This window comes from Rhodococcus sp. 05-2254-5 (genome assembly GCF_002258575.1).
Classification (GTDB): Bacteria; Actinomycetota; Actinomycetes; order Mycobacteriales; family Mycobacteriaceae; genus Rhodococcoides; species Rhodococcoides fascians.
This window is the reverse complement of sequence record NZ_NOZG01000031.1, coordinates 68,289-88,202: the sequence shown is the minus strand read 5'-3', so window position 1 is coordinate 88,202 and position 19,914 is coordinate 68,289. Positions and strand designations below refer to the sequence as shown.

Genomic DNA, 19,914 nt, shown 5'->3' with positions numbered 1-19,914 from the left:
CCTACTCGCACGATGCCGCGACGGATCGTATCGAGTGGCTCCCACCCCAGTCCTACCGTTTGTGGCGCGATGTCGGGATTCGCGGATATCGCGCCGACGGTGTCCACGACACCGGGTTTCGCGGTCGCTGGGCGGCGCGCAACGCGTCATTCTGCGACTTGATGGTGCGCACCGGGATGCGGTTGTCCGAGCAAGCGGCGCTGACGGTATTCGATGTGCCCGCAGCTCGCAGTCTGGGGGGCTATCAACGTTTTTGGTTGCCGACGGCCATCTCCAAAGGTCGTTCGGCCCGCCGGGTCTACGTTCCTGAATCCGTGATCGCCGACCTGATCGGGTACGTGACACTCGATCGCGCGGAGGTCGTCGACCGCGCACGCGCCTGCGGACGGTACGAACAGGTTCGCCGCCCGCTCGTGATCCCTGATCCGCATTCGCCGGTCGTCGTGCAGACTCGGTCCGGTCTGAGATCGACCGTGAAAGTTTCCAACCTCGATGCCGACGAGCGCCGCCGTTTGCTCATCGACGGGCCCGATGGTTTGACGCCGGCCGCGTTCTGGCTGTCGGAGTTCGGCACCCCCATGGCGGTCTCGACCTGGAAAGACATGTTCGCAGTCGCCAACACACGGTGTCGTCGAGCAGGAGTTCCTCTGTCTGCACATGCTCACCTCCTGCGGCACACGTTCGCGGTGGTGACTCTGGAACAGCTTCAGCGCGGACATATCAGCGCGATGACTGAGATGACTGCCGAACAGCGAGGGCAATGGACACAGATCTTCGGTGACCCTCTGGACTGGGTGCGACGTCGGCTCGGGCACCGCTCCGTGGTGACAACACAGATCTACTTACACGCGCTGTCGGAATTGGAAATGGAAACGCGAATGATGTTGGTGCCCAACACATGGGAAGATCCCCGCGACACTCCACTCGATGTCTTCGACGTCGCCACTGAGAACAAAACGCAGTGAGCGGTCGCGGCAGTACCGGGACCGGGCGCCGCGCGATGCTCCCATCTGGCCTGTACACACCGACCGAAGGCGAACACGCCATCGCCTCCGGCCTTACGGTCCGATTCTATGGTGAAGACGGCCGGACTCTGCTGGTGGACGTCGCGAAGATGGCGCTGCCCGGTTGGCACACGGCAGTTGCGGAGGCTCTGTCCCTTGCCCTCGGGCCGACAGGACGCAGCAGAACGCTCAGCTCAGCGAAGGGACTGGTTACGAGGGTGCGATCCATGCTGCGATCCCTCTCGGAACTGCGGGATCCGCCGACCGGACCACCGTTGCTGGAGACCGCCCACCTCCAATCTGTCTACAACCAGCGCAGAGTAACGCAGAAGGACGTCTACGCCTGGCGAGGCATCGCACTTTTCGGACAGTTCCTGACGTTGCCACCGCTGGTCGATACGGTGAATTCATCAGTGATCGACTACACCTGCCGCCAGATCGGGCAGACCCGGATTGGCCAACCTGGCTACTCGGACGGAGAGTTCGATCGTATTCTCTCAGCCGCTCGGTCTGACATCACCGCATTGCGCGATCGGATTCGACTCTCGGAAGCTGCAATAGGACAAACGGGTGAACGGGAAGGCTTGGAGGGCGACAAAGAGCTCGTCGCGATTGCGGAATCAGGAGTCGTACCCCCGAGCCGGAGCTTCAGCGCGCACGTTGTCAGACTGGAGCTTGCGAGCCGGCTCTATATGACGATCCGGGACCTCGCGCCGATGCTCGTGTTGATGGTGGCGCTGACCGGCCGCAATATCGAAACCATCAAAGAGCTCCCCTGGGAACACAGAATCCTGGAGACACGCGCCGTCGAAGTTCGTGTCATCAAACGCCGCCGCGGCAATCACCGATGGTTCGAGACCGCGACGTGGGAGATCGGGCCACCGGGTCGCGAACTGCACTATCCCGGCGGTCTCTACCTACTGCTACACGAACTGACCACTCGCAGCAGGAACACTTCTGGCAGCGCATCCGTTTGGTCGATCTGGCGTAGCGGCCACAACACCGGCCTTCGCGGTATCGAAGAACATTTCGACCCATTCGCTCGCGAACTGACCGCAACAGCAATCAACCTTGCCGGATGGCGCACCCGGCATTGCCTCCACGCTGACGTCGTCGACGGAACGCCCCCGGCTCCGCTTGCGGTCACCGGCAACCGGATCAAGACCACGGCAGACGTGCGCCGTACCAAACAGATCGGCGGTCACCTCCCGTCCGCTGCCCGGAGCAACACCATCCCGGTTCTGTTCCGGAACTATCTACGCGGAGACCCGACAACACAGGAATGGGCACACACCGTTGTCGCGGCTGCCGTCAGCGACGCCGAATCGAGCGCTCTGGCAGCACACAGACGAGCGCTGCACGTTGCCGGAGGCACACTGAACGTGCAGCCGGAACGCTCCACCACCGATCCCGATGGTGAAACCCCGTCGACGCATGCAGACGCAGCCGATACCGCCTGGTCAGCGTGCCGGGATCACGAACACCATCCCGCCACCGGGAGAAGCTGTCGCGCATCGTTTCTCGACTGCTTTCACTGCGGAAACTGCGTGGTCACACCGGATCACCTTCCTGGACTGCTCGGATTGCTCGATGCGCTGGCGGCCCGCCGCGATCAGCTGTCGGAGGCCGATTGGTGGGTCCGATACGGACCGACGTGGGCGGCCATCCGCCATGACGTTCTCTCGAAGTTCAATCGGTCCGAGATCCTGGCGGCAACGGAGATCAAACCCACCGATGCACTTCTCGATCTCGTCGAATCACCATGGGAGCAAACATGACCAACGCCCACCCTCAACCGTCGACGTCGCATCCGTTCGACGAACGATGCGTATTGAACGGGCGGCCGGTGCGCCCGGAGACAGAACTCAGCCGAGCTTCCCGATTCGTAGACGACGTCTGGGATCTCAGTCCAGCTTTCTTTCAGCAACATCATGTTGCTCTGATCCTCGACTTCACATCCGTGCCATCTGTCTATCGCACCGTGGCCAAAGAACTTTTCATCGGGCTACTGGGCGGGCCTGCACCCGCCAGAGGACGCGGCTTACCGAAGGTAGCAACGATTGCCTCGATGTTGCCCACGCTACGCCACTTCTTCTCCTGGCTCGCCTCGCGACCCAACCTGCGCCAGCCGCTGCTATCGGAGTTGCAACCTTCCGATTTGATTGCGTACCAAATGCATTTGCTCGCGACGCAACCCACTCTCACGGTTCGTGATCGCTATCGCAGTTCGGTTCGGTCGCTCTATCGCTACCGCGGACTCATGGTTACCGATCAGCTGACTTTCGACCCGTACCACATCGATGGTTGGAGCGAGTCCGGCGACAGGAGCGGACCAGACAACGCGACCGCCAGAATTCCGGAGGCGGTGCTCGGACCCCTACTCACATGGAGTCTGCGATTCGTCGATGAGTTTGCATCGGACATTCTCGCGGCAGACCGCGAGTGGCGACGAGTTCGATTGGGACAAGGGTCAATTCCGCCCAAGACGAGACGATGGGTCAAGGAGGAGCTGGACCAACTCATAGCTGAATACCGTGCCGCGGACCGCCCACTACCGGGGCATAACGGACAACCGAGCATTCGCCACCTGTCCCGCATGCTTGGATGCGATCGCACGACCTTGCGGACCTACCGCCACCTCATCGAAGACACAGCTCGACTGGTCGGGGTCGACAACGACGTCTCGTGTGACGTGGTGATCAACGGACGGATCAACGGGTCCCCCTGGATCGACCGCATCCTGTTCAATCGACGTGATCGTCAAGCCGGGATCTTGCACCTGCTGTCGGCGCTGAGCGCAGCCTGCTACGTCATTATTGCGTTCCTGTCCGGCATGCGTGACAGCGAGATCAAGCATCTGCAGCGGGGCTGCATCAGCGTCAAACGTGACCCTCACGGCAGGCCCTACCGGTGGATGATGACCAGCCTCGCGTTCAAAGGTGAACGCGACCCCACCGGAGTGCAAGTGACCTGGGTTGTCGGCGCTCCGGCCGCCCGCGCCGTGGCGGTCCTCGAACTCCTCCAACCCGGTAACGAAACCCGGCTGTTCGCACCCTCAACTCATGGCACCGCAGTGCGGATCGGCAAAACCGCCGCCCACGTCAATTTGACCAAGACCACGAACGACCACATCAACAATCTGGTGTCCTGGATCGACGGCTATTGTCGCGCACATGGTCTCGCAGAGAACATACCGGCTGTGAATGCCCAAACCTGGCGGCTGACAACCCGCCAGTTCAGACGAACGCTCGCCTGGTTCATCGCACGCCAACCCGGCGGATCCATTGCCGGAGCAATTCAATATCGCCACCAAGCTGTCCAGATGTTCGAGGGCTACGCCGGCACATCGGATAGCGGTTTCCGCGCCGAAGTCGAGTCAGAGGTGGCCCTTGCCCGAGGGGAGGGTCTGATGGCAATGATCGATACCCATGAACACACCGATCTCGTTGGACCCGCCGCCGACGAAGCCCGCCGACGTCTGAGCGAGCTCGAGTCGAATATCCGATACCAAGGACAGGTCGTCACCGACCGGCGTCGGCACGACCGCTTGATACGCCGATTCGACCCAGCAATCTATCCAGGCCGATACGCCACCTGCGTCTACGATCCGGACAAGGCACTGTGCACACGCGCACAGAACCTTTCGGGCCAGAACGCGCCGACGCTCGGTGATTGTCGACCGCTCGAATGCCGCAACGTCGCGCTCACCTCAGGCAACCTCGACGAGTTGCGTTCGGAGAGCTCCGATATCGAGCGCGAGCTCGAACGAACACCGTCGCTGCCTCCGTTGCTGCAGCATCGACTACGGCAACGGAGTGAGCAGATAAATCAGTTCGTCGACCGACACGATCCGAACTCAATCCGATGAGTAAACGCATCGACCTCCCGAGCGAGCAGGACGTCCGTCGAGTGATGACAGAGCACCTCGAAGACGCAGCATCGGCCGGCGGCCGCGCCACTGTCATCGGCCTTGCCCGTCGACTGGGTCTGTCCAACGCAACCTTCTGGCGGCACTACCCCGCTATCGCTGCCGAACTCAGAGCCGCTTCCGTCGCAGCTCCCGTCGCCACACGGCATGACGACCGGACCGAACTCCTTGCCTCCAACAAGCGCGTGCAACGAGACAACGCGGCGCTGACTCAAGACCTCACCCTCGCACTGGCCGTCATCCAGCGGCTAACACTCGACAACCACGCCCTACGGAAAGAACTGGAAACAACGTCAGGGGTGATCTCCCTGCAGTCACGCTCGAACTCCGCGGACGCTGTCGTGGGCGCGTGTGGCCGGCAGGACCGCTAAGCCTCGATAAAGCTGCAAGATACTGGCGTCGGGGAGGAAGTATCCTCTGACCAGAATTGATTCGAGTTCTCACACAGCGAATCAGACCAGACCACCGAGTATGTTCACCGCTGTCCTTTTTGAGATGACTCGTTCAGCTTTTGACGTCGGACGGCAGATACACCAACGACAATGCTTGCGATCCCAGCCATGAGGACAAGCGTTGACAGCGGGTCAAATTCATGAGTCTCCACACGCGTGTCAAAATCCTGTGCAGCGCAACGCACGACGACCAGCGGTAGAAGGGGACGACTGGACTCGACGTCGACAGCCCCCGGATAAGCATTCTCGCAAATCTCTGAGGCCGAGCGACCGAGCCCAATCTGGCTGGTCGCCCCAAAAGCAACACCAACGAGCAAGACGCCGACTAGAACCAGCAGGACAGCTGGCCGTAGCCACCGAGAACCTGTATTGCTCATGCGTTCGAAGTCTAGCCGCCGTCGAGTTGGCGGCGGTCACGGTGACCGAATTGTGACCAAACTCGTGTTCGCGTGCCTCTCCAACGGTGGGCAAACTGACCGTACTGTTCGGTTCGTCCTTGATGCCCTTCACTGTGGGAGCTCCATGAAACCGAGCAGGTTACCTCTCAAGTCGCATATTGGCGATCCAAGCCCATTGATCAATGTCCGCTTCAGGCAGCATCGGACGCGAAACTAAATTGTCGCTCGAAGAATGTCACTTATCGGTGCGTTAATTACATCCCTTGCATTGCTAGTTTCTACACCTGGCGTTGCGAACGCCGATCAATTTCGCAACAACCAGTGGGTCCTCGGCTCCATCGAACGCGAATTTATCGATTTCCTTTCGGGCGCTAACCAATACGGCCAAGGCGGCACCTCGAGTATCGGAGAACCCACCAGTGGCGAGCTCTGGGCAGGAAACAGCAACGAGGGGCGGTGGCAGGAATTCGGGTTCACGAATCGCATTTACTGGTCGCCAAATGTCGACCCAAATAAAGGTCGTCAAATCGGCGGCTTGATCATGAACAAGTGGCTCAATTTGCCATCGCGTCAGTACAGAACGTATGTCAACGGCCCGTATCAATACGAGAAGCGAAGCGACGAACGTGGACGACTCGGCTACCCGGTCACACGTGAGAGCCCTGCTTCGGGCGGGCGATACAACAACTTCCAGGGCGGCGCGATTACATACAAGTTCGGAGCCACATCCGCCTATGCCACCTGGGGGAACATTCGCGATCAGTGGGCTGCGCAGAATTACGAGCTTGGACCCTTGGGCTTCCCGAGCAGTGATGAGTACCTGTGTCAAGATGGAACAACGTCCAATGATGGTTACGAGTCATATGGCGCTTCCGGACAGAACTTCCAGAACGGCCAGTATCTGACGTCAGGACGCAAGCCGCCGACATTGGGCTACAGCTCGGTCCTCTTCTCCAAACTCACCTATCAGTCATCTTCCCAATACACGACCGCAATTTCGCAGGCATCCACTGCTTGGAATGCACTTGGGAGCGTCCAGGTTACCCCCTATGACCCTGTGAACCCGACGCTCACTAATGTGGAAATTTCCGACGCCAACCGTCCGGACGTCACATGGGCCGGGCTATACAGCAACACCGACTTTGGGGTGGACACTATTCAAATGAATACAGCGAAGCTCGGTAACGCCAGTAATCAACGGAACGTTATGACACACGAGATGGGTCATGCGCTCGGTTTGGCGCACAACTGCAAAAGTCAGCTGATGGATCCGATTTCAAACTCATCGGTTTTTGCGCCGCAGTTCATGGATCAAGCCGCCTACCGTCAACTCTGGGGATGACATGATGAAGGTCAGAAGTTTAGGATCAAAGTACGGCAGGGTGGGCGTTGCGAGCTTATTCGCCTGCATTGTATTAGTTGGCTGCAGCACTTCGGCAGGCACGCAACCTGGAGATGCTGGCGCGACTGCCAGCGTGACTACGCGCACACAAGCAGTGGAAATGGACTCGGCTTTCGATGTGACAGACCCTCAGCAGCTTGCCGGTTGGGCCGACGCGGTCTTCGTCGGAACAGTGATTGAGCAAGTCGGTACGAAGGCAGTTGGGCCGTTTCCCGAGACGCAGTTTTCTGTTGAGGTGCTTCAGACCCTAAAGGGTGACGTCGCGGGCCAAATACTCGTCAATCAGCAAGGCGGGTATGGCACCGACGGTACGTTGTACTTACTGGACGATGACCCACTGATCGAGCCGGGAGCAACATACCTTATGTCGGCTGGCTTCTTGCCGTCCGAAAACTGGTACACGGTCGCTCCACGCGCGGGCAAAGTGACGTTGTCAGCAGAGGAAGTTGCTGCCGTCAGCGATGGAACTGCGCGGCGATCAACCGATGAGCCAGCGCCGGTCGCAACAATGCGAGATGCCATCGACAACGAGATTCCGTTCGATCCGAACCGCGAATCGGAGCCCGTCAGCTCCGAACCGCCAGTGCCACCAAGGTAGGTGTGTGTGACTTCAGTCGACTGGACCGGAAGCTGATCTTCACGTCCCACCAGTGCAGTTCGGGGGTGTATGCCTTATTCCCGAACTGCACTGACGTTTTAGCCTGTCTTGGCTGTCGACGGGCCAAATCCTCATCCGCGTTGGCTCCGCTACAGCGGCAGCTCATGGTCCGAGCCTGATTCGGGCAGGTATCGAACCTCGTTGGTGATGGCCCGAAACAGCGGGAGACTAATCGGATGCACAGTGGTCAGAGGCAAACCCCGTCTACAATATGTTGACCAGGACTCTCCGAGGTGGATCGACGATGCGGCGCGTGGGGGGATCGAAGCTCACGGGCCAGTTCTCGTACAGGTCGGGGGTCATTGTGCGACCGCCAATCGGTGCGGCCCATGTTCGGCGACTGCGTCGGTGACCGCGGGGGCCCAGCGCAAGCCGTGTTCGCCGAACATCGGTGCGGTGAGGGTGTAGCGGCCTGTGCGCTGGGTGATTCCGCGTCCGTGGACGGTGGTCTCGAGTGTGATCGAGCCGATGCGGCCCCTGCCTTGCTCGATGCCGCCGTAGCCGACCGGCCGAGAGAAAATCGTCAGATCGAGACCAGGCATTCGACCGTCCGTGATCGCGAATACCCCTGCGTGAGTGCGGTTTCGGGCCAGCAGGGCACGTGCGCGGGTCGGTGGTACGTCGCGACCGTGGACGGTGCTGATGACCAGATCGATCCCATCGATGCAGATATTGGCGGCGTCGAGAGGGTCTGCTTGACCGGGGTCGATCAGGGCGATCTTCGACAAGTCCCCGCCGTGTTCGTGGACGGCGAGGAGCCCGAACTTGGGTTGACCGATCAGGGCGACGTGGTGGCCGGCCGCGGTGGCGGTGGCGACGAGTCCGACGAGAATCGATCCGGCACCGGTGATCGACAGGGCCGTTCCACGGGCCAGCGCGCCGCGTGGCAGCAGTTCCGACAGCGGCATGGGCACCGGCAGGGTTTTGAGGGTTCGTGAGCGCACGGGGCCGCTCAGGGCCCGCTCATCGCCGTCGGTCGCGGCGGCCTGCGCGTTCGGCTGCGAGGGGGCGAATGCGGGCGAGTCGTCGGAGTCGACTGGTGCGTGGTCGCGGCGTCCGGGGATCGCGGCCATGCTGCGGCGAAGAGCGGCGAGCTGTGCAGCCTTGTCCAGGTTGGTCAGGTCGGGGATCGTGTCGGCGATACCGGCCATGAGTGCGACCTTTCGCCGAACGGATCAGTGCCCTCAATCTATGCGAACATACGTTCGATGTCGAACTACCTGCGTGTGCCCGAAGCTGGCCCTGGTTCGCGAACCCTAGCGGCGTTCGCGAGGTGGTCGAGGGAGAGTTCGGGGTCGGCCGTCAGGTGGCGATGTTCGGCGAGCAGACGCCTGACGTGATCGAGGTCCGCGCGCACGGCCGGGTCGTCGGGGTCGTAGCCCTCGTCGATGATGGCGGCGCGTTCGTCTGGGTCCATGTCTAGTTCGACGCAGCAGCGCCGGGCGCGGTTCCCGTGTCGTAGATCAGGTCGTCAGAGCCGTCGTAACGGAGGCGCGCGAGTTCACCATTTCCTGATCCTGCTCGCCGTGGCGAGCCGGTCCCTGGCTAGATTCAGGGACCGGCGCGCCCCTGGTGTCTTTATGGCCGCTCATAAAATCCCGTGCGGGCGGCGGTCACGACGGATAGATCACTTTCATGGCGGCCAGCAAGCTCAGACTGTCCGAGTCCAGGTAGATGGACCAGTAGCTGTCGACGAGCGCGAAGTGGATTCCCAACCCCGAGCCGCCCCGAGCAAGAACCTGAAGGGTCTCGTCGTATCCGATGGTCAGTTCCGAGTTGTAGGTCCCTCCTGCAATCGCGTCGTACCTGTCCCGCAGATCGGTGACGACCATCGCCGGCCAAACCGGTACTGACCTTTTTCTCAGATCCTCTCGCAGTTGCTGGACCGTCGGCGAGTCGTCTGCGTTGTCTGCTGCGGCGATCAAATCCTCGCTTCGGACCTGCGGCTTTTCTATAGTTTGCACTGCTCCGGCACCGCGGTACACCCCATCCAGGTCCGCGCCGGAACGGAGGTCGTCGAAGCTCAGATTTGCGATAGACAAGTTGTTCTCGATTACCGCAAGCCTGCTCGGTACAACCCGAAAAGTAGCTGCCTCATCGTCCGGATCGGCACTTGTATCCACAACGAGCACTGGATGTTCCGGCTCGTCACATGCCCGCTGGTCGACTACGAAGAGATAGTCCGGCGGCGGAGATTCCACCAAGCCGACAATGCGTGACACCGACATGTCGGCAAACTCCGGGTCGTCGACCGTCGTCAGAAAGGCTTGAGCCTCATAACCACTGTCTTGCACGTGCGACGCCTGGGCATCTCGCGCAACCTGCGCCCAGGCACCGTCATCGCCGAAGTACGTACGGATGAGCAGGGATTGGCCCTCTGGCAGAGTTGGCATGGCACCGACTCTAGTCGTTCACAACCGTGAAACCGATGCAGTTGCGAGGGACCGAACATTCGATGCTCAGGTCAATTGTTGACGAGTTGGCTGGCTCGCTGAAATGTCACGCCGAGAAGCGATCCGATATCTCGGACGGGTACCTGAGCGGTGGCGAGCTTCTTCGCGAAGGCCTCGGTGCTGGCTTTGACGCGGGCTTCGTCCTCGGCCAGACGTGCTCGCTGTGTCGCGATCTCGGCGATGTGGACCGCGAGATCCTCTCCCCCGGGTTCGAGCTGGATGTGCTGCTCGATCTCGACATCGGCGAGGGCGACTCCGGTTTCGAGGGCGATGAGTTCTTTCGCTGCGGTGTGGACATCGTCGATGCGACGGGCTTGAGTGAGGGCGTCGAGTTCGGGGACGGCGATCATCCACCACTTGCCGTCTCGGGTCACCGACACCGTGTAAGTTTTGCTCACTGCTGTGCCTCCTTCATGGCTGCGAGGATCTTGCGGTAGACACCGGGCGAGATCGTCCGGTGCCCATCGGGCACAGTCACTTTGACTGCGCCGTCGGCCGAGACCCACGTGCTGTGCGATCCGACCGTGCGGACCGAGGTGAACCCGGCCGCTTTGAGGGCCTTGACCACTTTCCGCGTGGGCTGCTCGGTAACCATGACTTTAGTCTAGTCGATTGGACATTTTCTAGTCAAGTCGACTAGACGAAATAAGGTCGAGTAGCGGTGGCGTGGTCGACACGGGAGGAAGTGCCTATTACGCATTTCCTCATCTGGTGCATCTGCCTGCGGGTTCGGTCTGGTTAGAGTGGCAGTCGACAGCAATGTGTTTCCATTCGAGAGAGGCCGCATAGAACCGTGGCGAAAAAAATATTCACCCAATTGGTCGACGATATCGACGGCTCGGTCATCGACGACGAATCAGGCGAGACAATCGAATTCTCCGTCAACGGCGTCGACTACCTCGTAGACCTGAAGGCAAAGAACGCCAGCGAGTTTCACCGCAAGATCGGCTACTACATCGAGCACGCGACCCGCGTCGGCGGGCGTAAGCGTCGGCACTCCCCCACCTCCACGGCTCCATCTGCTGCACCCTCGAACAGCGGGGCCACACGTAATCCGGCTCAGACCAGAGCTGTCCGGCAGTGGGCCGCAGACAACGGTTACGAGATCAGCGATCGCGGCCGCATTCCCGCTGCTATCGAAGACGCATTCAACGCTGCACACTGATCATTACTTCAGGATCACCGCGCGAACTCGACGGTGTATCCGGCCTGACCGTCGATCGACAGGCTGTACTTGCACACCACCGAGCGTTGTCATGTTCGAGCCTTCCTTCCTTCGCAACTACGGATACGCCGTCATTTGCGGGCCCCGCTCCTGCAGACCCCCGCTTGAATGCCAGCAGACGAAACGAGGTGAAGTTCACCGATCAGTCAGCCGCGGGCTTGGGGAACCTGGGAACAAACTCCCGCCGGAATCGGCGCAGCCTCTTCACAAATGTCGAGATGAGAATAAACGCAACAAAGACGGCGACCATGACACCGGTGACGATCTGCAGCCAATCCGCGGCACCACAAATGGTCGCAATCACCACTGCAATCACGCCACTGATCATGGAGTTCACGACTCCGACGATGACGGCGGATCCGCCGAACAGATGAAGGACTCCGATGCGCCGTCCGAAACCGTATGTCTGGAGGAGACTGGCCCAATCATCGTGATACCCGGTGACGAAGTACGGCTCGAGGCCAGGCAACAGATCTAGGTACGCGTGCCGCAGACGGTTCATACCAATGACTAACCAAAGATCTTCGAGGTCAGCTTCTAGCAACCTCGTGTACGTCGACAACCCAACTAACAAAACCAGCGGTAGAACGAGCGAGGCAATGACTCTGAAATTCTGCCCGAATCCAGTTGCCTGGACCATCAACGAAAGGGCAACGACGGATGCCGAGACAATCGCCAGGAACGTTCCCGTGCGACTGAAGATTTCCTGCCAGAGTGCCCCCCGAGCGGCGAGAAGGCTCCAGTGCTCGACGCCGAGGATCTGGGCGTTCAAGGCGTCGGGGCCCCTATCCGCAACTGGTCGAGGCTCAGGAAAAGGTGGCGTAGCCGGGTTCTTCATGTCGTCCTAACAGGTCGAATCGAAGGCCAGCTTCCTGCCCGGCTCAGTGCGGCAACCGTGCGATCGCGGGCAAGGGTCGCTGGGCAATGTCATGAGGTTACGCCGCCGCGCAGTGACCTACCGGCTTCCGGCCCGCAGATCTTCGAGGCGATGCAGACAGTACAGAAACTTGGTGCCACGAAGCCGAACATAACAGAATTTGGACTTGACGGTCCACAAAAAGCTGGCACAGTAGCTTCCGCGTGCAGGCAGTCGAAGAGTCGTTCACTGCGGACGAGAGCGCACCGGAAGGACTGCAACGATGAGCGATGAGCGGCCAGAGGAAACAGGCCGACGGTCACCGGAAACCGTCACCCCCGCTGAGACTGCCGGTATTCACGGCCACGAGATGTCCGGGCACTCCGGTCATGCCGTCGGCCGAGAGATGTTCGCGTGTCCGCACTGCGGGCACCAACTCAGCATGTTCAGGGAGTCGCGGTCCAGCCCCGGAGACAAGGCTGCGGCGTGGGTGGCCGGCGTCGCCGGATCCTGGCCCTTCCTGCTGATCATGTTGCTGTCCATCTTTGCGTGGTTCGTGATCAACGCCATCCGGCCGATCTTCGATCCGGAGTCGTCAGCCATGCTCGACTATCTGGGAACGGTTCTGGCGATCATTGCTGCCTTGCAAGGACCGCTGATCCTGCTTTCTCAACGCCGCGAGTCCGATCGTGACCGCGCGCGAGACATCGAGACCTTCGTGATTTCACAGAACACCGAGGCCGACCTGCACTCGATCGGTTCCGCGGTCACCACCGCCCTCGAACAATGGGAACGAGATCGAGCCTTACATGCTTCGGTCGAGCCTGAACGCACTTGTGAAGGTGATGACTGCAAATAGGAGACGGACAGTTGCCCTTCCGGATCAATGGCCAACGAGCCGCCGGTCCCTCCGGAGACGGCCCGGCAGGATCTGGCCGACGGCTTCGACGCGTGGCAGCGCCACTTCTCCGACGGTCTGCAGCGAATGCAGCGCTCCGGTGAACTGAGGCAGGAGGCCGATACCGACGACCCGGCGACGTGCCTGTTTGCATCGACTCGAGTCACGAACTGCCGCCGAATCGTTCGGTACGGATCCGCGCTGCATCGTGGCCGAGGTCGACAAGCCACCCGGTGACGGCTTCCACGAACGGCGATGGCCCGCAAACGAATACGCGCGGAGACCGTGATGCGGCGAACGTCCGCTCGGCGATCGTATTCCGGGTCAACCGCCCGCCCTCCTGGAATCCAGGTGCGGACTGTCGGGTGTGCACGATGTCGACGGTAGTTCGTGTCAACCCTACGAGCTCGTCGGCGAACATCTCGTCTCGCGGACTGCGGACCGAGTACAACAACCGACAGTCGGAGCTGTCCGCCTCGCGTTCGCGTGCGGACGCAATCGCGAACAACGGCACGACTCCGGATCCGCCCGCGATGAGCTGGATAGGAGAGCGGTCGGTATCGGAGCGGGACCAGACGAAAAAGCGTCCGAGAGGTCCTTGCACCTCGACATCCTCACCCTCCGCGAGGTGACGTACGAGAAACGGTGACACCTCGCCCGTGGGCAGTTCCTGGACCATCAGAACCACGCGAGTTGACTCACCCGAGGACGCAAGAGAGTAGGACCGAGACGCCTGGTATCCGTCCGGTGCCGTGAGCCGGACATCCACATGAGCTCCGGCGTCGTTACCGGGCCACGTCGGCACATCCAATTCGAGGCGCACGGCCGATGGATTCTCGAAACGCCGACTGATCACCCGCCCGAGATGCCACTGGACGCCGCTCGAGGTTGTCACGAGTAGCGCTCTTCCCGCCATGGGTCGCCCCGAAGGTGGTAGCCGTTCTGTTCCCAGAACCCCGGTTCGTCCGAGGGCAACATCTCCATTCCGAGAACCCACTTCGCGCTCTTCCAGAAGTAGAGGTGGGGCACCAGGAGTCGGGCCGGACCGCCATGTTCGGGTGTGAGTGGTTCTCCTTCCGCCTCGGTGGCTATCCAGGCCTGCCCATCGAGGAGATCTTCGAGCGGCAGGTTCGTGGTGTAACCGCCGGAGCTATGAACCATCACGTAGTCGCAGCTGGTCTCGACATCGTCGAACAACAGGTCCAACGAAACACCCCGCCAGGCCATGTCCAGCTTGGTCCAGTGAGTGACGCAGTGAATATCGGTGACGATGTTCTCGACGCCCACCTTCTGCAGCTCATGCCAGTTCCACCGGTGTGCGACTTTGTCCTCGGTCGTGATCGTAAAGCTCCATTGGCTCTCGTCGATTGCCGGCGTCGGTTCTATCGAGAGCACCGGCCAGTCGTGGGCGAGGGTCTGCCCGGGGGGCAGTCGAGCGTCGGTGGACCTTCGCTGATTTCCGAAACCACTGTTGATAACTCCCACGACTGCACCTTTCCTCGGGCATTCACTACCGCGGCCTACGCGAACGGAACCGAAAACTGTTTCATATCACCGAGCGTCGAGTTGGACCGGAAGTCTGGAGTCGTGCTCCGACAGCCGTGTCGGGGAACGGTTGAGCTCCTCGGCGAACGCCCTCGGCGCGGGTCCTCGCGCAGCTCACGGTCCCCTTCCTGTTTAAGTACCCAAATATGGACTTTGGGGTCCAGTTTTGTGACTGGAATATATCGGAAAACCTAGGACTTTCGCGGCGAATATTGCTTTTCCAACGGGTTTCTCACTTTCGATCCAGCCTGGAGCTTACGGCAGATAGCCAGGAATATCTGGACCCATAGGTCCGTTAAACGATACGATGGCGCGGCCGCCGCGCCATTCGCAAGGAGGAGCCCACGTGATGACGAACGACTACCGCAAGACTCCTGAGTCGGTCAGCCGCCTCAACGACATGCAACTTCGGGTGACGCAGCAGGGCGGGACCGAGCCGGCGTTCCGCAACGAGTACTGGGACCACCACGAACCGGGCATCTACGTCGACATCGTCTCGGGTCAGCCGCTGTTCTCGTCCACCGCCAAATACGACAGCGGCACAGGATGGCCCAGTTTCACCGCCCCCATCGACGCCGCCGCCGTTACGACCGAGGTGGATCGGACATACGGGATGAGCCGCACAGAGGTGCGCTCGGCAGGTGCCGACAGCCACCTCGGGCACGTGTTCCCTGACGGACCGAAACCCGGCGGCCAGAGGTACTGCATGAACTCGGCCGCAATGCGCTTCGTACCCGCTTCCAGGCTGGTCGAAGAAGGGTACGGCGACTTCGCCACGTTGTTCGACACCGACCAAAATTCCTCGAACGGAGCGGCCTCATGACCAACGAGATCAACAACACCGAGACGATCACGAGCGGCGCGACAGCGGAAACGGCCGTCCTGGCCGGCGGGTGCTTCTGGGGGATGCAGGACCTGATCCGCCGTCATCCCGGGGTACTCGGGACCCGCGTCGGATACACCGGCGGACATAACGAGCATCCGACGTATCGCAACCACCCGGGCCACGCCGAAGCCATCGAGATCGTGTTCGCCCCCTCAGAGACGACCTATCGCGACATCCTGGCGCTCTTCTTCCAGATCCACGATCCCACCACGCTGAACCGACAGCGAGGCGACCGCGGCACCAGCTACCGGTCCGCGATCTTCCCCGTCACACCGGAACAGGAGCGGATCGCCCGCGACACGATCGCCGATGTGGACGCGTCGGGTTTGTGGCCAGGTAAGGCGGTCACCACGATCGAGCCGATCGGCCCTTTCTGGGAGGCTGAGCCCGAGCATCAGGATTACCTGCAGAAATATCCGAACGGCTACACCTGCCACTTCCCCCGCGATGGTTGGGTGCTGCCTGATCGGAGTTCGTCGGGCGCGGGAGCGTAGCGGTCGTCCGGTCGGGCGCGGGCCATCTTTCGGCCCGGCCCGGCCGCGAAGCCCTGATCTCGACACCGGTGTAGTTAGCCTGGGGAGATGACCGACAGCGTTAGCGGCTCTCGCCCGCGCCGCTTGACCACGCGCGGTGCCGCAACGAAGGCACGAATCGTCGATGCGGCCGATCAGTTGATGTACGAGCGCGGTGTTGCTTCCACGACCCTGGCCGACGTCCGGGCCGCGAGCGAAACCTCGAAGTCACAGCTCTACCAGCACTTCGCCGGAAAGCGCGCACTTGTGTTGGCAGTCGTCGAGGTCCGCGCCGACGCAGTGCTGTCACAACAGCGCCGTCGTCTCGAGAGGATCGAGTCATTTCGCGGACTCGAACTGTGGCGTGACTGTCAGTTTCAGAAGACGGCTGCACGATGTCAGAAGTGCACTGCAGTGCAACTCCGAGTTCTCGAGCACACGTCCGGCCTTATCCAGTGAGCGCTGCGATCCCTGACTGGATAGCGCATTGATGGTGAAATTTCCCATCAAGTTTTACTGGCCGTCGGTGAGCTGCGGGTCTAGCGCCGCGGCCGGCCATGGACGGCTGTTGTCGCGCGAAGTGCTCGATCGGACACTTGCGGCATGGGCGGCGAGAAAGTTGTCGACGATTTGGATGCAGTCGTCGGCGTGGATGTGGCGCAGTCCTGTGAGGCGAGCGAACACTATCGGTCCGAGGAGCTGAATGAGGGCGAAGGTGGTGTCGATCTCGCCGAGCACAGCGCGAGCGTCAGGCGCCGTCAGGATCTGATCCAGGGACCTGCGGTATTGCTCTATGACACGGGCCCGAAGCGAGACCACCGCGCCAGGATCGAGATCGCGCCGGCTGGCGTCGCCGCTGTTGACGGGCCCCATTGCCAGCCAGGCCAGCGTGGTCATCTGCACCGGAGCTTGGTCGATGAGGTCGGCTTGGGTGGTGAGCAACGAAATCAGACGTTCACGTAGCGGACCGGTATCGATATCGGTGTCGACTGGGGGTAATAGTCGCTCGAAGGTTGCAGCGAGCAGGTCAGTGGTACTTCCGAAATGTCGGTACAGAGTGGCACGTGCAACCTTCGACATGCGGGTGACCGCCTCCACGGTGACCGCCTCCACACCGCCGGTGGACAGCAGCTGACCGGCCGCTTCGAGTAACCGGTTACGTGAGCGCGCCAGCCGGGGGTCGGCCGAGCCCTCGGTTGCAACGAGAGGGTCGACCATGAACGGGCTCCGCTCCATTTGACTGACAAGACATGTCCTCGATTGATCATTCTGTCACACCCGCAGAGTTGTGATACTAATAGTCTCGAACCGAGACGATCAGTCTCGAACTGGGAGGCTGGCCGTTGAACGAACGTAGATCCGACTCTGCCAGCGTCGCTCGATGGAGCGGTGCCCAGTGGTGGATGTTGATTGTGTCGTGCATGGCAGTCGCGTTGGTGGTGGCCGCAATGGCAGCATTGTATTCAGCGTTGCCCCAGATCGCGGTCGCGACAGGGGCGACGCAAGCCCAACTGACCTGGATAGTCGACGGTTATACGTTGGTTTTGGCGTGCTTCGTTCTGCCTGCCGGTGCGATCGGTGACCGGTACGGTCGCCGGGGGGTGCTCGTGGCGGGGTTGGCGTTGTTCGCTTTCGCGTCGGCATTGCCCTTGTTTCTCGCCGACCCGGCGTGGCTGATCGCTGCTCGCGCGTTGGCTGGGGCGGGTGCGGCGCTGGTCATGCCCTCGACGCTGTCGATACTGACCGCGGGATTTCCACCGGCGCATCGCGGCCGCGCTGTAGGTGTGTGGGCCGGGGTTGCTGGATCCGGGGCGGTCCTGGGCATCCTCGGGGCTGGTGTGCTGCTCGAGCAGTGGTCGTGGACCTCGGTGTTCGTCGGGTTGACCGTCGCCGGAGCGGTTCTGGCCGGGTTGGCATGCAGTATCGCGGAGTCCCGCCAGCAGGAGCATCCACCGGTCGATTGGGTGGGCGCGGTGACCGTAGTTGTCGCGGTCGGGGCGATCGTCTTCGCTGTGATCGAGGTTCCGGCCCGTGGCTGGTCGGATTCGCTCGTCGCCATCAGCACTGCGGTGGGCTTGTTTGCGGTTGCGGTGTTCGTCGTCGTAGAACTACGTTCCTCGGCACCCCTACTCGATGTCCGGTTGTTCGCCCGCCGTGGTTTCGGTGCCGGCGCGCTGTCTGTCTGTATCCAATTTCTGGTGACCTTCGGGGTGTTCTTGCTGTTGGTGCAGTATCTGCAGTTGATTCTCGGTTATGGACCGCTCACCGCCGCGTTGGCGTTGACCCCTATGGTCGTGCCGCTCATCGTGATCTCGGTGATTGCACCCTGGCTGTCGAACATTGTTGGGCTGCGGGTGATGACCACTGTAGGTCTGCTCACCATCGCGGCGGGACTGGTGATGGTGAGCAGACTGACCGTCGCGGCGACTTACCCTGACCTGCTGTGGCCCTTGCTCATCATGAGTGCGGGTTTGGGGTTGTGTACCGCCCCTGCGACTTTCGCCATCGTCTCGGACACTCCTGAGGCCAAGCACGGGGTGGCTGCCGCGGTCAACGACGCAGCTCGCGAAATCGGTGCCGCGATTGGGATTGCGGTAGCCGGTAGCGTGCTCGCGGCCGGTTACGTTCAGCACATTCAGCCGGCTCTGCCCCAGCTACCCGAGCCTGCCCGTGGTCCGGTGGCCGATTCTCTGGCCGCCGCGTTACAGGTCGCCGACCGCGCAGGACCAGCTGGTCAGCCGCTGGCCGAGTTCGCCAGAGCCGCATTCGTACACGGAAGTGGTCAGGCGACACTGTCGTTGGCGGCGCTGACCGCCGCTGGGGCACTCGTCCTCGCCGTCTTTGCGCCAGGTAGACGCAGCCGTACGACAGCCACCGCGGGTGATGGACGTCGGTGAAGGTCGGCCAGGGTGTCTATTCTTCGGTGTGATTCGTGTCCGTGGCCCGGAGTTGGGCTCGGGCTTGGGACTGCATGAAGTGTTCGACCTCGACCACCACGAACAGGGCAGTAGCGGTGGCTACCGAGCGGCCCTGCGCATCGTCCATCGTGGCCGTGAGATCCAGTTTGCGCCCATCACGAGACCGAACGGCAGCACGCAATACGTATGGAGTGCCGAGCAGAACCGGCGCCAGGTAGTCGAGCTCGAGACGCCGCGTCACGGCGAGCTCACCCACTGTGTAGAGCAGGAAGCCGAACAGATCGTCGAGAACGGTCGCCACCGCGCCTCCGTGTGCTATCCCGGGTGCCCCGACATGACGTTGATCGAACACATGGTGAGCCACCACGCCGTTCTCGTCACGCTGGACCGACAGGGCGTGGCCGTGCGGGTTCTGCGGCCCACAACCAAGACAGTCGGGGTGGTGGGGCGGTAGATCAGGCGAGTCGAAACTCGTGCTCCAGAACGAGCGCGCCCAGTTCTCGACAGCCGGGCCGGCCGACCCGCTGACCTCGTCCGGAACTCTTTTCATGGTCGGACCTCTCTGTCGTGAAAAAAAATTGTGCCGAGTCTGTCGCGTCATCGTGCGCTCGGCCTGCACCGCTGTTAGTTTCGATAGATAAACTGCACTATGTCAGAAGTGAACCGCGCGTTGAAAACGTCGGCGAGGTTGCAGATGAGGGTCATCCACCCCGCAGCCCAGTGGCTGGCGTCGTGATCTGATCGGCCCAGGGATTCGGACACTAGACCCGCTTGGAATA

Annotated in this window: 23 protein-coding genes; 13 read left to right on the top strand and 10 right to left on the bottom strand. The window is 61.4% G+C overall.

The annotated features are described in order from the left end of the window. The first annotated feature begins 161 nt into the window (after nucleotides 1-161). From CH278_RS28080 to CH278_RS23745, 6 genes are all read left to right on the top strand, one after another. A complete protein-coding gene (locus tag CH278_RS28080; protein WP_230591174.1) occupies nucleotides 162-965 on the top strand; it encodes a hypothetical protein in 804 nt (267 codons plus the stop codon). A gap of 731 nt (nucleotides 966-1,696) precedes the next feature. Beyond that, nucleotides 1,697-2,782, top strand: coding sequence for a hypothetical protein (locus CH278_RS27245; protein WP_141216343.1), 1,086 nt, complete (start codon nucleotides 1,697-1,699; stop codon nucleotides 2,780-2,782). Between the two features lie 818 nt (nucleotides 2,783-3,600). Beyond that, nucleotides 3,601-4,872 (top strand): hypothetical protein, encoded by a 1,272-nt coding sequence (locus CH278_RS27240; RefSeq protein ID WP_141216749.1) that lies wholly within the window; start codon nucleotides 3,601-3,603, stop codon nucleotides 4,870-4,872. Continuing rightward, entirely contained in the window at nucleotides 4,869-5,303 is a 435-nt protein-coding gene (locus CH278_RS23755) for a hypothetical protein (RefSeq protein ID WP_094610795.1), read from the top strand. Before CH278_RS27240 ends, CH278_RS23755 begins: the two co-directional genes overlap by 4 nt. Before the next feature lie 711 nt (nucleotides 5,304-6,014). Then, the gene (locus CH278_RS23750) at nucleotides 6,015-7,124 is read left to right on the top strand and encodes a matrixin family metalloprotease (protein WP_094610794.1); all 1,110 of its coding nucleotides are present in this window, start codon (nucleotides 6,015-6,017) and stop codon (nucleotides 7,122-7,124) included. A 133-nt stretch (nucleotides 7,125-7,257) separates the two neighbouring features. Continuing rightward, on the top strand, nucleotides 7,258-7,782 hold the full coding sequence (locus tag CH278_RS23745) for a hypothetical protein (RefSeq protein WP_141216750.1): 525 nt from the start codon (nucleotides 7,258-7,260) through the stop codon (nucleotides 7,780-7,782). A gap of 359 nt (nucleotides 7,783-8,141) precedes the next feature. On the opposite strand, the gene CH278_RS23740 is transcribed toward CH278_RS23745, so the two are convergent. The 5 genes from CH278_RS23740 to CH278_RS23720 form a co-directional block, all read right to left on the bottom strand. Then, nucleotides 8,142-8,993, bottom strand: a complete 852-nt coding sequence (locus tag CH278_RS23740; protein WP_094622985.1) for a hypothetical protein — start codon at nucleotides 8,991-8,993, stop codon at nucleotides 8,142-8,144. Between the two features lie 65 nt (nucleotides 8,994-9,058). Continuing rightward, nucleotides 9,059-9,259, bottom strand: a complete 201-nt coding sequence (locus CH278_RS27235) for a hypothetical protein (RefSeq protein WP_094724361.1) — start codon at nucleotides 9,257-9,259, stop codon at nucleotides 9,059-9,061. 196 nt (nucleotides 9,260-9,455) lie between these two features. Continuing rightward, nucleotides 9,456-10,235 (bottom strand): DUF6924 domain-containing protein, encoded by a 780-nt coding sequence (locus CH278_RS23730; protein WP_052056699.1) that lies wholly within the window; start codon nucleotides 10,233-10,235, stop codon nucleotides 9,456-9,458. 71 nt (nucleotides 10,236-10,306) lie between these two features. Then, nucleotides 10,307-10,693 carry a hypothetical protein gene (locus CH278_RS23725; protein ID WP_032385459.1) on the bottom strand — a complete coding sequence of 129 codons (387 nt, stop codon included), beginning with the start codon at nucleotides 10,691-10,693 and terminating at the stop codon, nucleotides 10,307-10,309. Then, entirely contained in the window at nucleotides 10,690-10,890 is a 201-nt protein-coding gene (locus CH278_RS23720; RefSeq protein ID WP_008720157.1) for a type II toxin-antitoxin system HicA family toxin, read from the bottom strand. The genes CH278_RS23725 and CH278_RS23720 overlap by 4 nt, the downstream gene beginning before the upstream one ends. Nucleotides 10,891-11,088: 198 nt before the next feature. Here CH278_RS23720 and CH278_RS23715 point away from each other — a divergent pair, with 198 nt between their 5' ends. Continuing rightward, nucleotides 11,089-11,460: a histone-like nucleoid-structuring protein Lsr2 gene (locus CH278_RS23715; protein WP_032385460.1), complete on the top strand. Its 372-nt coding sequence runs from the start codon at nucleotides 11,089-11,091 to the stop codon at nucleotides 11,458-11,460. Nucleotides 11,461-11,662: 202 nt separating this feature from the next. Here the strand turns inward: CH278_RS23715 and CH278_RS23710 are convergent, their stop codons facing one another. Then, nucleotides 11,663-12,292, bottom strand: coding sequence for a hypothetical protein (locus tag CH278_RS23710; protein ID WP_052056700.1), 630 nt, complete (start codon nucleotides 12,290-12,292; stop codon nucleotides 11,663-11,665). Between the two features lie 574 nt (nucleotides 12,293-12,866). Here CH278_RS23710 and CH278_RS27705 point away from each other — a divergent pair. Both CH278_RS27705 and CH278_RS28270 read left to right on the top strand, forming a co-directional pair. Next, nucleotides 12,867-13,235 carry a DUF1003 domain-containing protein gene (locus CH278_RS27705; RefSeq protein ID WP_176460803.1) on the top strand — a complete coding sequence of 123 codons (369 nt, stop codon included), beginning with the start codon at nucleotides 12,867-12,869 and terminating at the stop codon, nucleotides 13,233-13,235. Between the two features lie 27 nt (nucleotides 13,236-13,262). Then, nucleotides 13,263-13,511 (top strand): hypothetical protein, encoded by a 249-nt coding sequence (locus CH278_RS28270; protein ID WP_371828738.1) that lies wholly within the window; start codon nucleotides 13,263-13,265, stop codon nucleotides 13,509-13,511. Here CH278_RS28270 and CH278_RS23695 read toward each other — a convergent pair. Then, on the bottom strand, nucleotides 13,438-14,169 hold the full coding sequence (locus CH278_RS23695) for an FAD-binding oxidoreductase (RefSeq protein ID WP_170949168.1): 732 nt from the start codon (nucleotides 14,167-14,169) through the stop codon (nucleotides 13,438-13,440). The two genes, CH278_RS28270 and CH278_RS23695, sit on opposite strands and share 74 nt — an antisense overlap. Further along, the gene (locus CH278_RS23690; RefSeq protein ID WP_032385462.1) at nucleotides 14,166-14,759 is read right to left on the bottom strand and encodes a molybdopterin-dependent oxidoreductase; all 594 of its coding nucleotides are present in this window, start codon (nucleotides 14,757-14,759) and stop codon (nucleotides 14,166-14,168) included. The genes CH278_RS23695 and CH278_RS23690 overlap by 4 nt, the downstream gene beginning before the upstream one ends. A gap of 409 nt (nucleotides 14,760-15,168) precedes the next feature. On the opposite strand from CH278_RS23690, the gene msrB reads away from it, so the two are divergent. From msrB to CH278_RS23675, 3 genes are all read left to right on the top strand, one after another. Continuing rightward, on the top strand, nucleotides 15,169-15,642 hold the full coding sequence (gene msrB / locus CH278_RS23685; RefSeq protein WP_032385463.1) for a peptide-methionine (R)-S-oxide reductase MsrB: 474 nt from the start codon (nucleotides 15,169-15,171) through the stop codon (nucleotides 15,640-15,642). Continuing rightward, nucleotides 15,639-16,199 (top strand): peptide-methionine (S)-S-oxide reductase MsrA, encoded by a 561-nt coding sequence (gene msrA, locus CH278_RS23680; protein WP_032385464.1) that lies wholly within the window; start codon nucleotides 15,639-15,641, stop codon nucleotides 16,197-16,199. Before msrB ends, msrA begins: the two co-directional genes overlap by 4 nt. Nucleotides 16,200-16,286: 87 nt before the next feature. Beyond that, nucleotides 16,287-16,676, top strand: coding sequence for a TetR/AcrR family transcriptional regulator (locus CH278_RS23675; RefSeq protein ID WP_179272030.1), 390 nt, complete (start codon nucleotides 16,287-16,289; stop codon nucleotides 16,674-16,676). A 54-nt stretch (nucleotides 16,677-16,730) separates the two neighbouring features. Here CH278_RS23675 and CH278_RS23670 read toward each other — a convergent pair whose 3' ends face one another. Continuing rightward, on the bottom strand, nucleotides 16,731-17,435 hold the full coding sequence (locus CH278_RS23670) for a TetR/AcrR family transcriptional regulator (protein ID WP_032364248.1): 705 nt from the start codon (nucleotides 17,433-17,435) through the stop codon (nucleotides 16,731-16,733). A 203-nt stretch (nucleotides 17,436-17,638) separates the two neighbouring features. Between CH278_RS23670 and CH278_RS23665 the strand changes: the two genes are divergently transcribed. Then, nucleotides 17,639-19,114 carry an MFS transporter gene (locus tag CH278_RS23665; protein ID WP_371128951.1) on the top strand — a complete coding sequence of 492 codons (1,476 nt, stop codon included), beginning with the start codon at nucleotides 17,639-17,641 and terminating at the stop codon, nucleotides 19,112-19,114. Between the two features lie 16 nt (nucleotides 19,115-19,130). Here the strand turns inward: CH278_RS23665 and CH278_RS23660 are convergent, their stop codons facing one another. Beyond that, complete coding sequence (locus CH278_RS23660; protein WP_032364186.1) at nucleotides 19,131-19,685, bottom strand: PaaI family thioesterase; 555 nt, start codon at nucleotides 19,683-19,685, stop codon at nucleotides 19,131-19,133. Between the last annotated feature and the right edge of the window lie 229 nt (nucleotides 19,686-19,914).

Coding starts and splice junctions, on each gene's coding strand:
- CH278_RS23670 (WP_032364248.1), bottom strand. CDS start 17,435: ATGGTCGACCCTCTCGTTGCAACCGAGGGCTCGGCCGACCCCCGGCTG.
- CH278_RS23675 (WP_179272030.1), top strand. CDS start 16,287: ATGACCGACAGCGTTAGCGGCTCTCGCCCGCGCCGCTTGACCACGCGC.
- CH278_RS27240 (WP_141216749.1), top strand. CDS start 3,601: ATGCTTGGATGCGATCGCACGACCTTGCGGACCTACCGCCACCTCATC.
- CH278_RS23750 (WP_094610794.1), top strand. CDS start 6,015: ATGTCACTTATCGGTGCGTTAATTACATCCCTTGCATTGCTAGTTTCT.
- CH278_RS28080 (WP_230591174.1), top strand. CDS start 162: ATGGTGCGCACCGGGATGCGGTTGTCCGAGCAAGCGGCGCTGACGGTA.
- CH278_RS23755 (WP_094610795.1), top strand. CDS start 4,869: ATGAGTAAACGCATCGACCTCCCGAGCGAGCAGGACGTCCGTCGAGTG.
- CH278_RS27245 (WP_141216343.1), top strand. CDS start 1,697: ATGACGATCCGGGACCTCGCGCCGATGCTCGTGTTGATGGTGGCGCTG.
- CH278_RS28270 (WP_371828738.1), top strand. CDS start 13,263: ATGGCCAACGAGCCGCCGGTCCCTCCGGAGACGGCCCGGCAGGATCTG.
- CH278_RS23665 (WP_371128951.1), top strand. CDS start 17,639: ATGGCAGTCGCGTTGGTGGTGGCCGCAATGGCAGCATTGTATTCAGCG.
- CH278_RS27235 (WP_094724361.1), bottom strand. CDS start 9,259: ATGGACCCAGACGAACGCGCCGCCATCATCGACGAGGGCTACGACCCC.
- msrA (WP_032385464.1), top strand. CDS start 15,639: ATGACCAACGAGATCAACAACACCGAGACGATCACGAGCGGCGCGACA.
- msrB (WP_032385463.1), top strand. CDS start 15,169: ATGACGAACGACTACCGCAAGACTCCTGAGTCGGTCAGCCGCCTCAAC.
- CH278_RS23740 (WP_094622985.1), bottom strand. CDS start 8,993: ATGGCCGGTATCGCCGACACGATCCCCGACCTGACCAACCTGGACAAG.
- CH278_RS23730 (WP_052056699.1), bottom strand. CDS start 10,235: ATGCCAACTCTGCCAGAGGGCCAATCCCTGCTCATCCGTACGTACTTC.
- CH278_RS23660 (WP_032364186.1), bottom strand. CDS start 19,685: ATGAAAAGAGTTCCGGACGAGGTCAGCGGGTCGGCCGGCCCGGCTGTC.
- CH278_RS23720 (WP_008720157.1), bottom strand. CDS start 10,890: ATGGTTACCGAGCAGCCCACGCGGAAAGTGGTCAAGGCCCTCAAAGCG.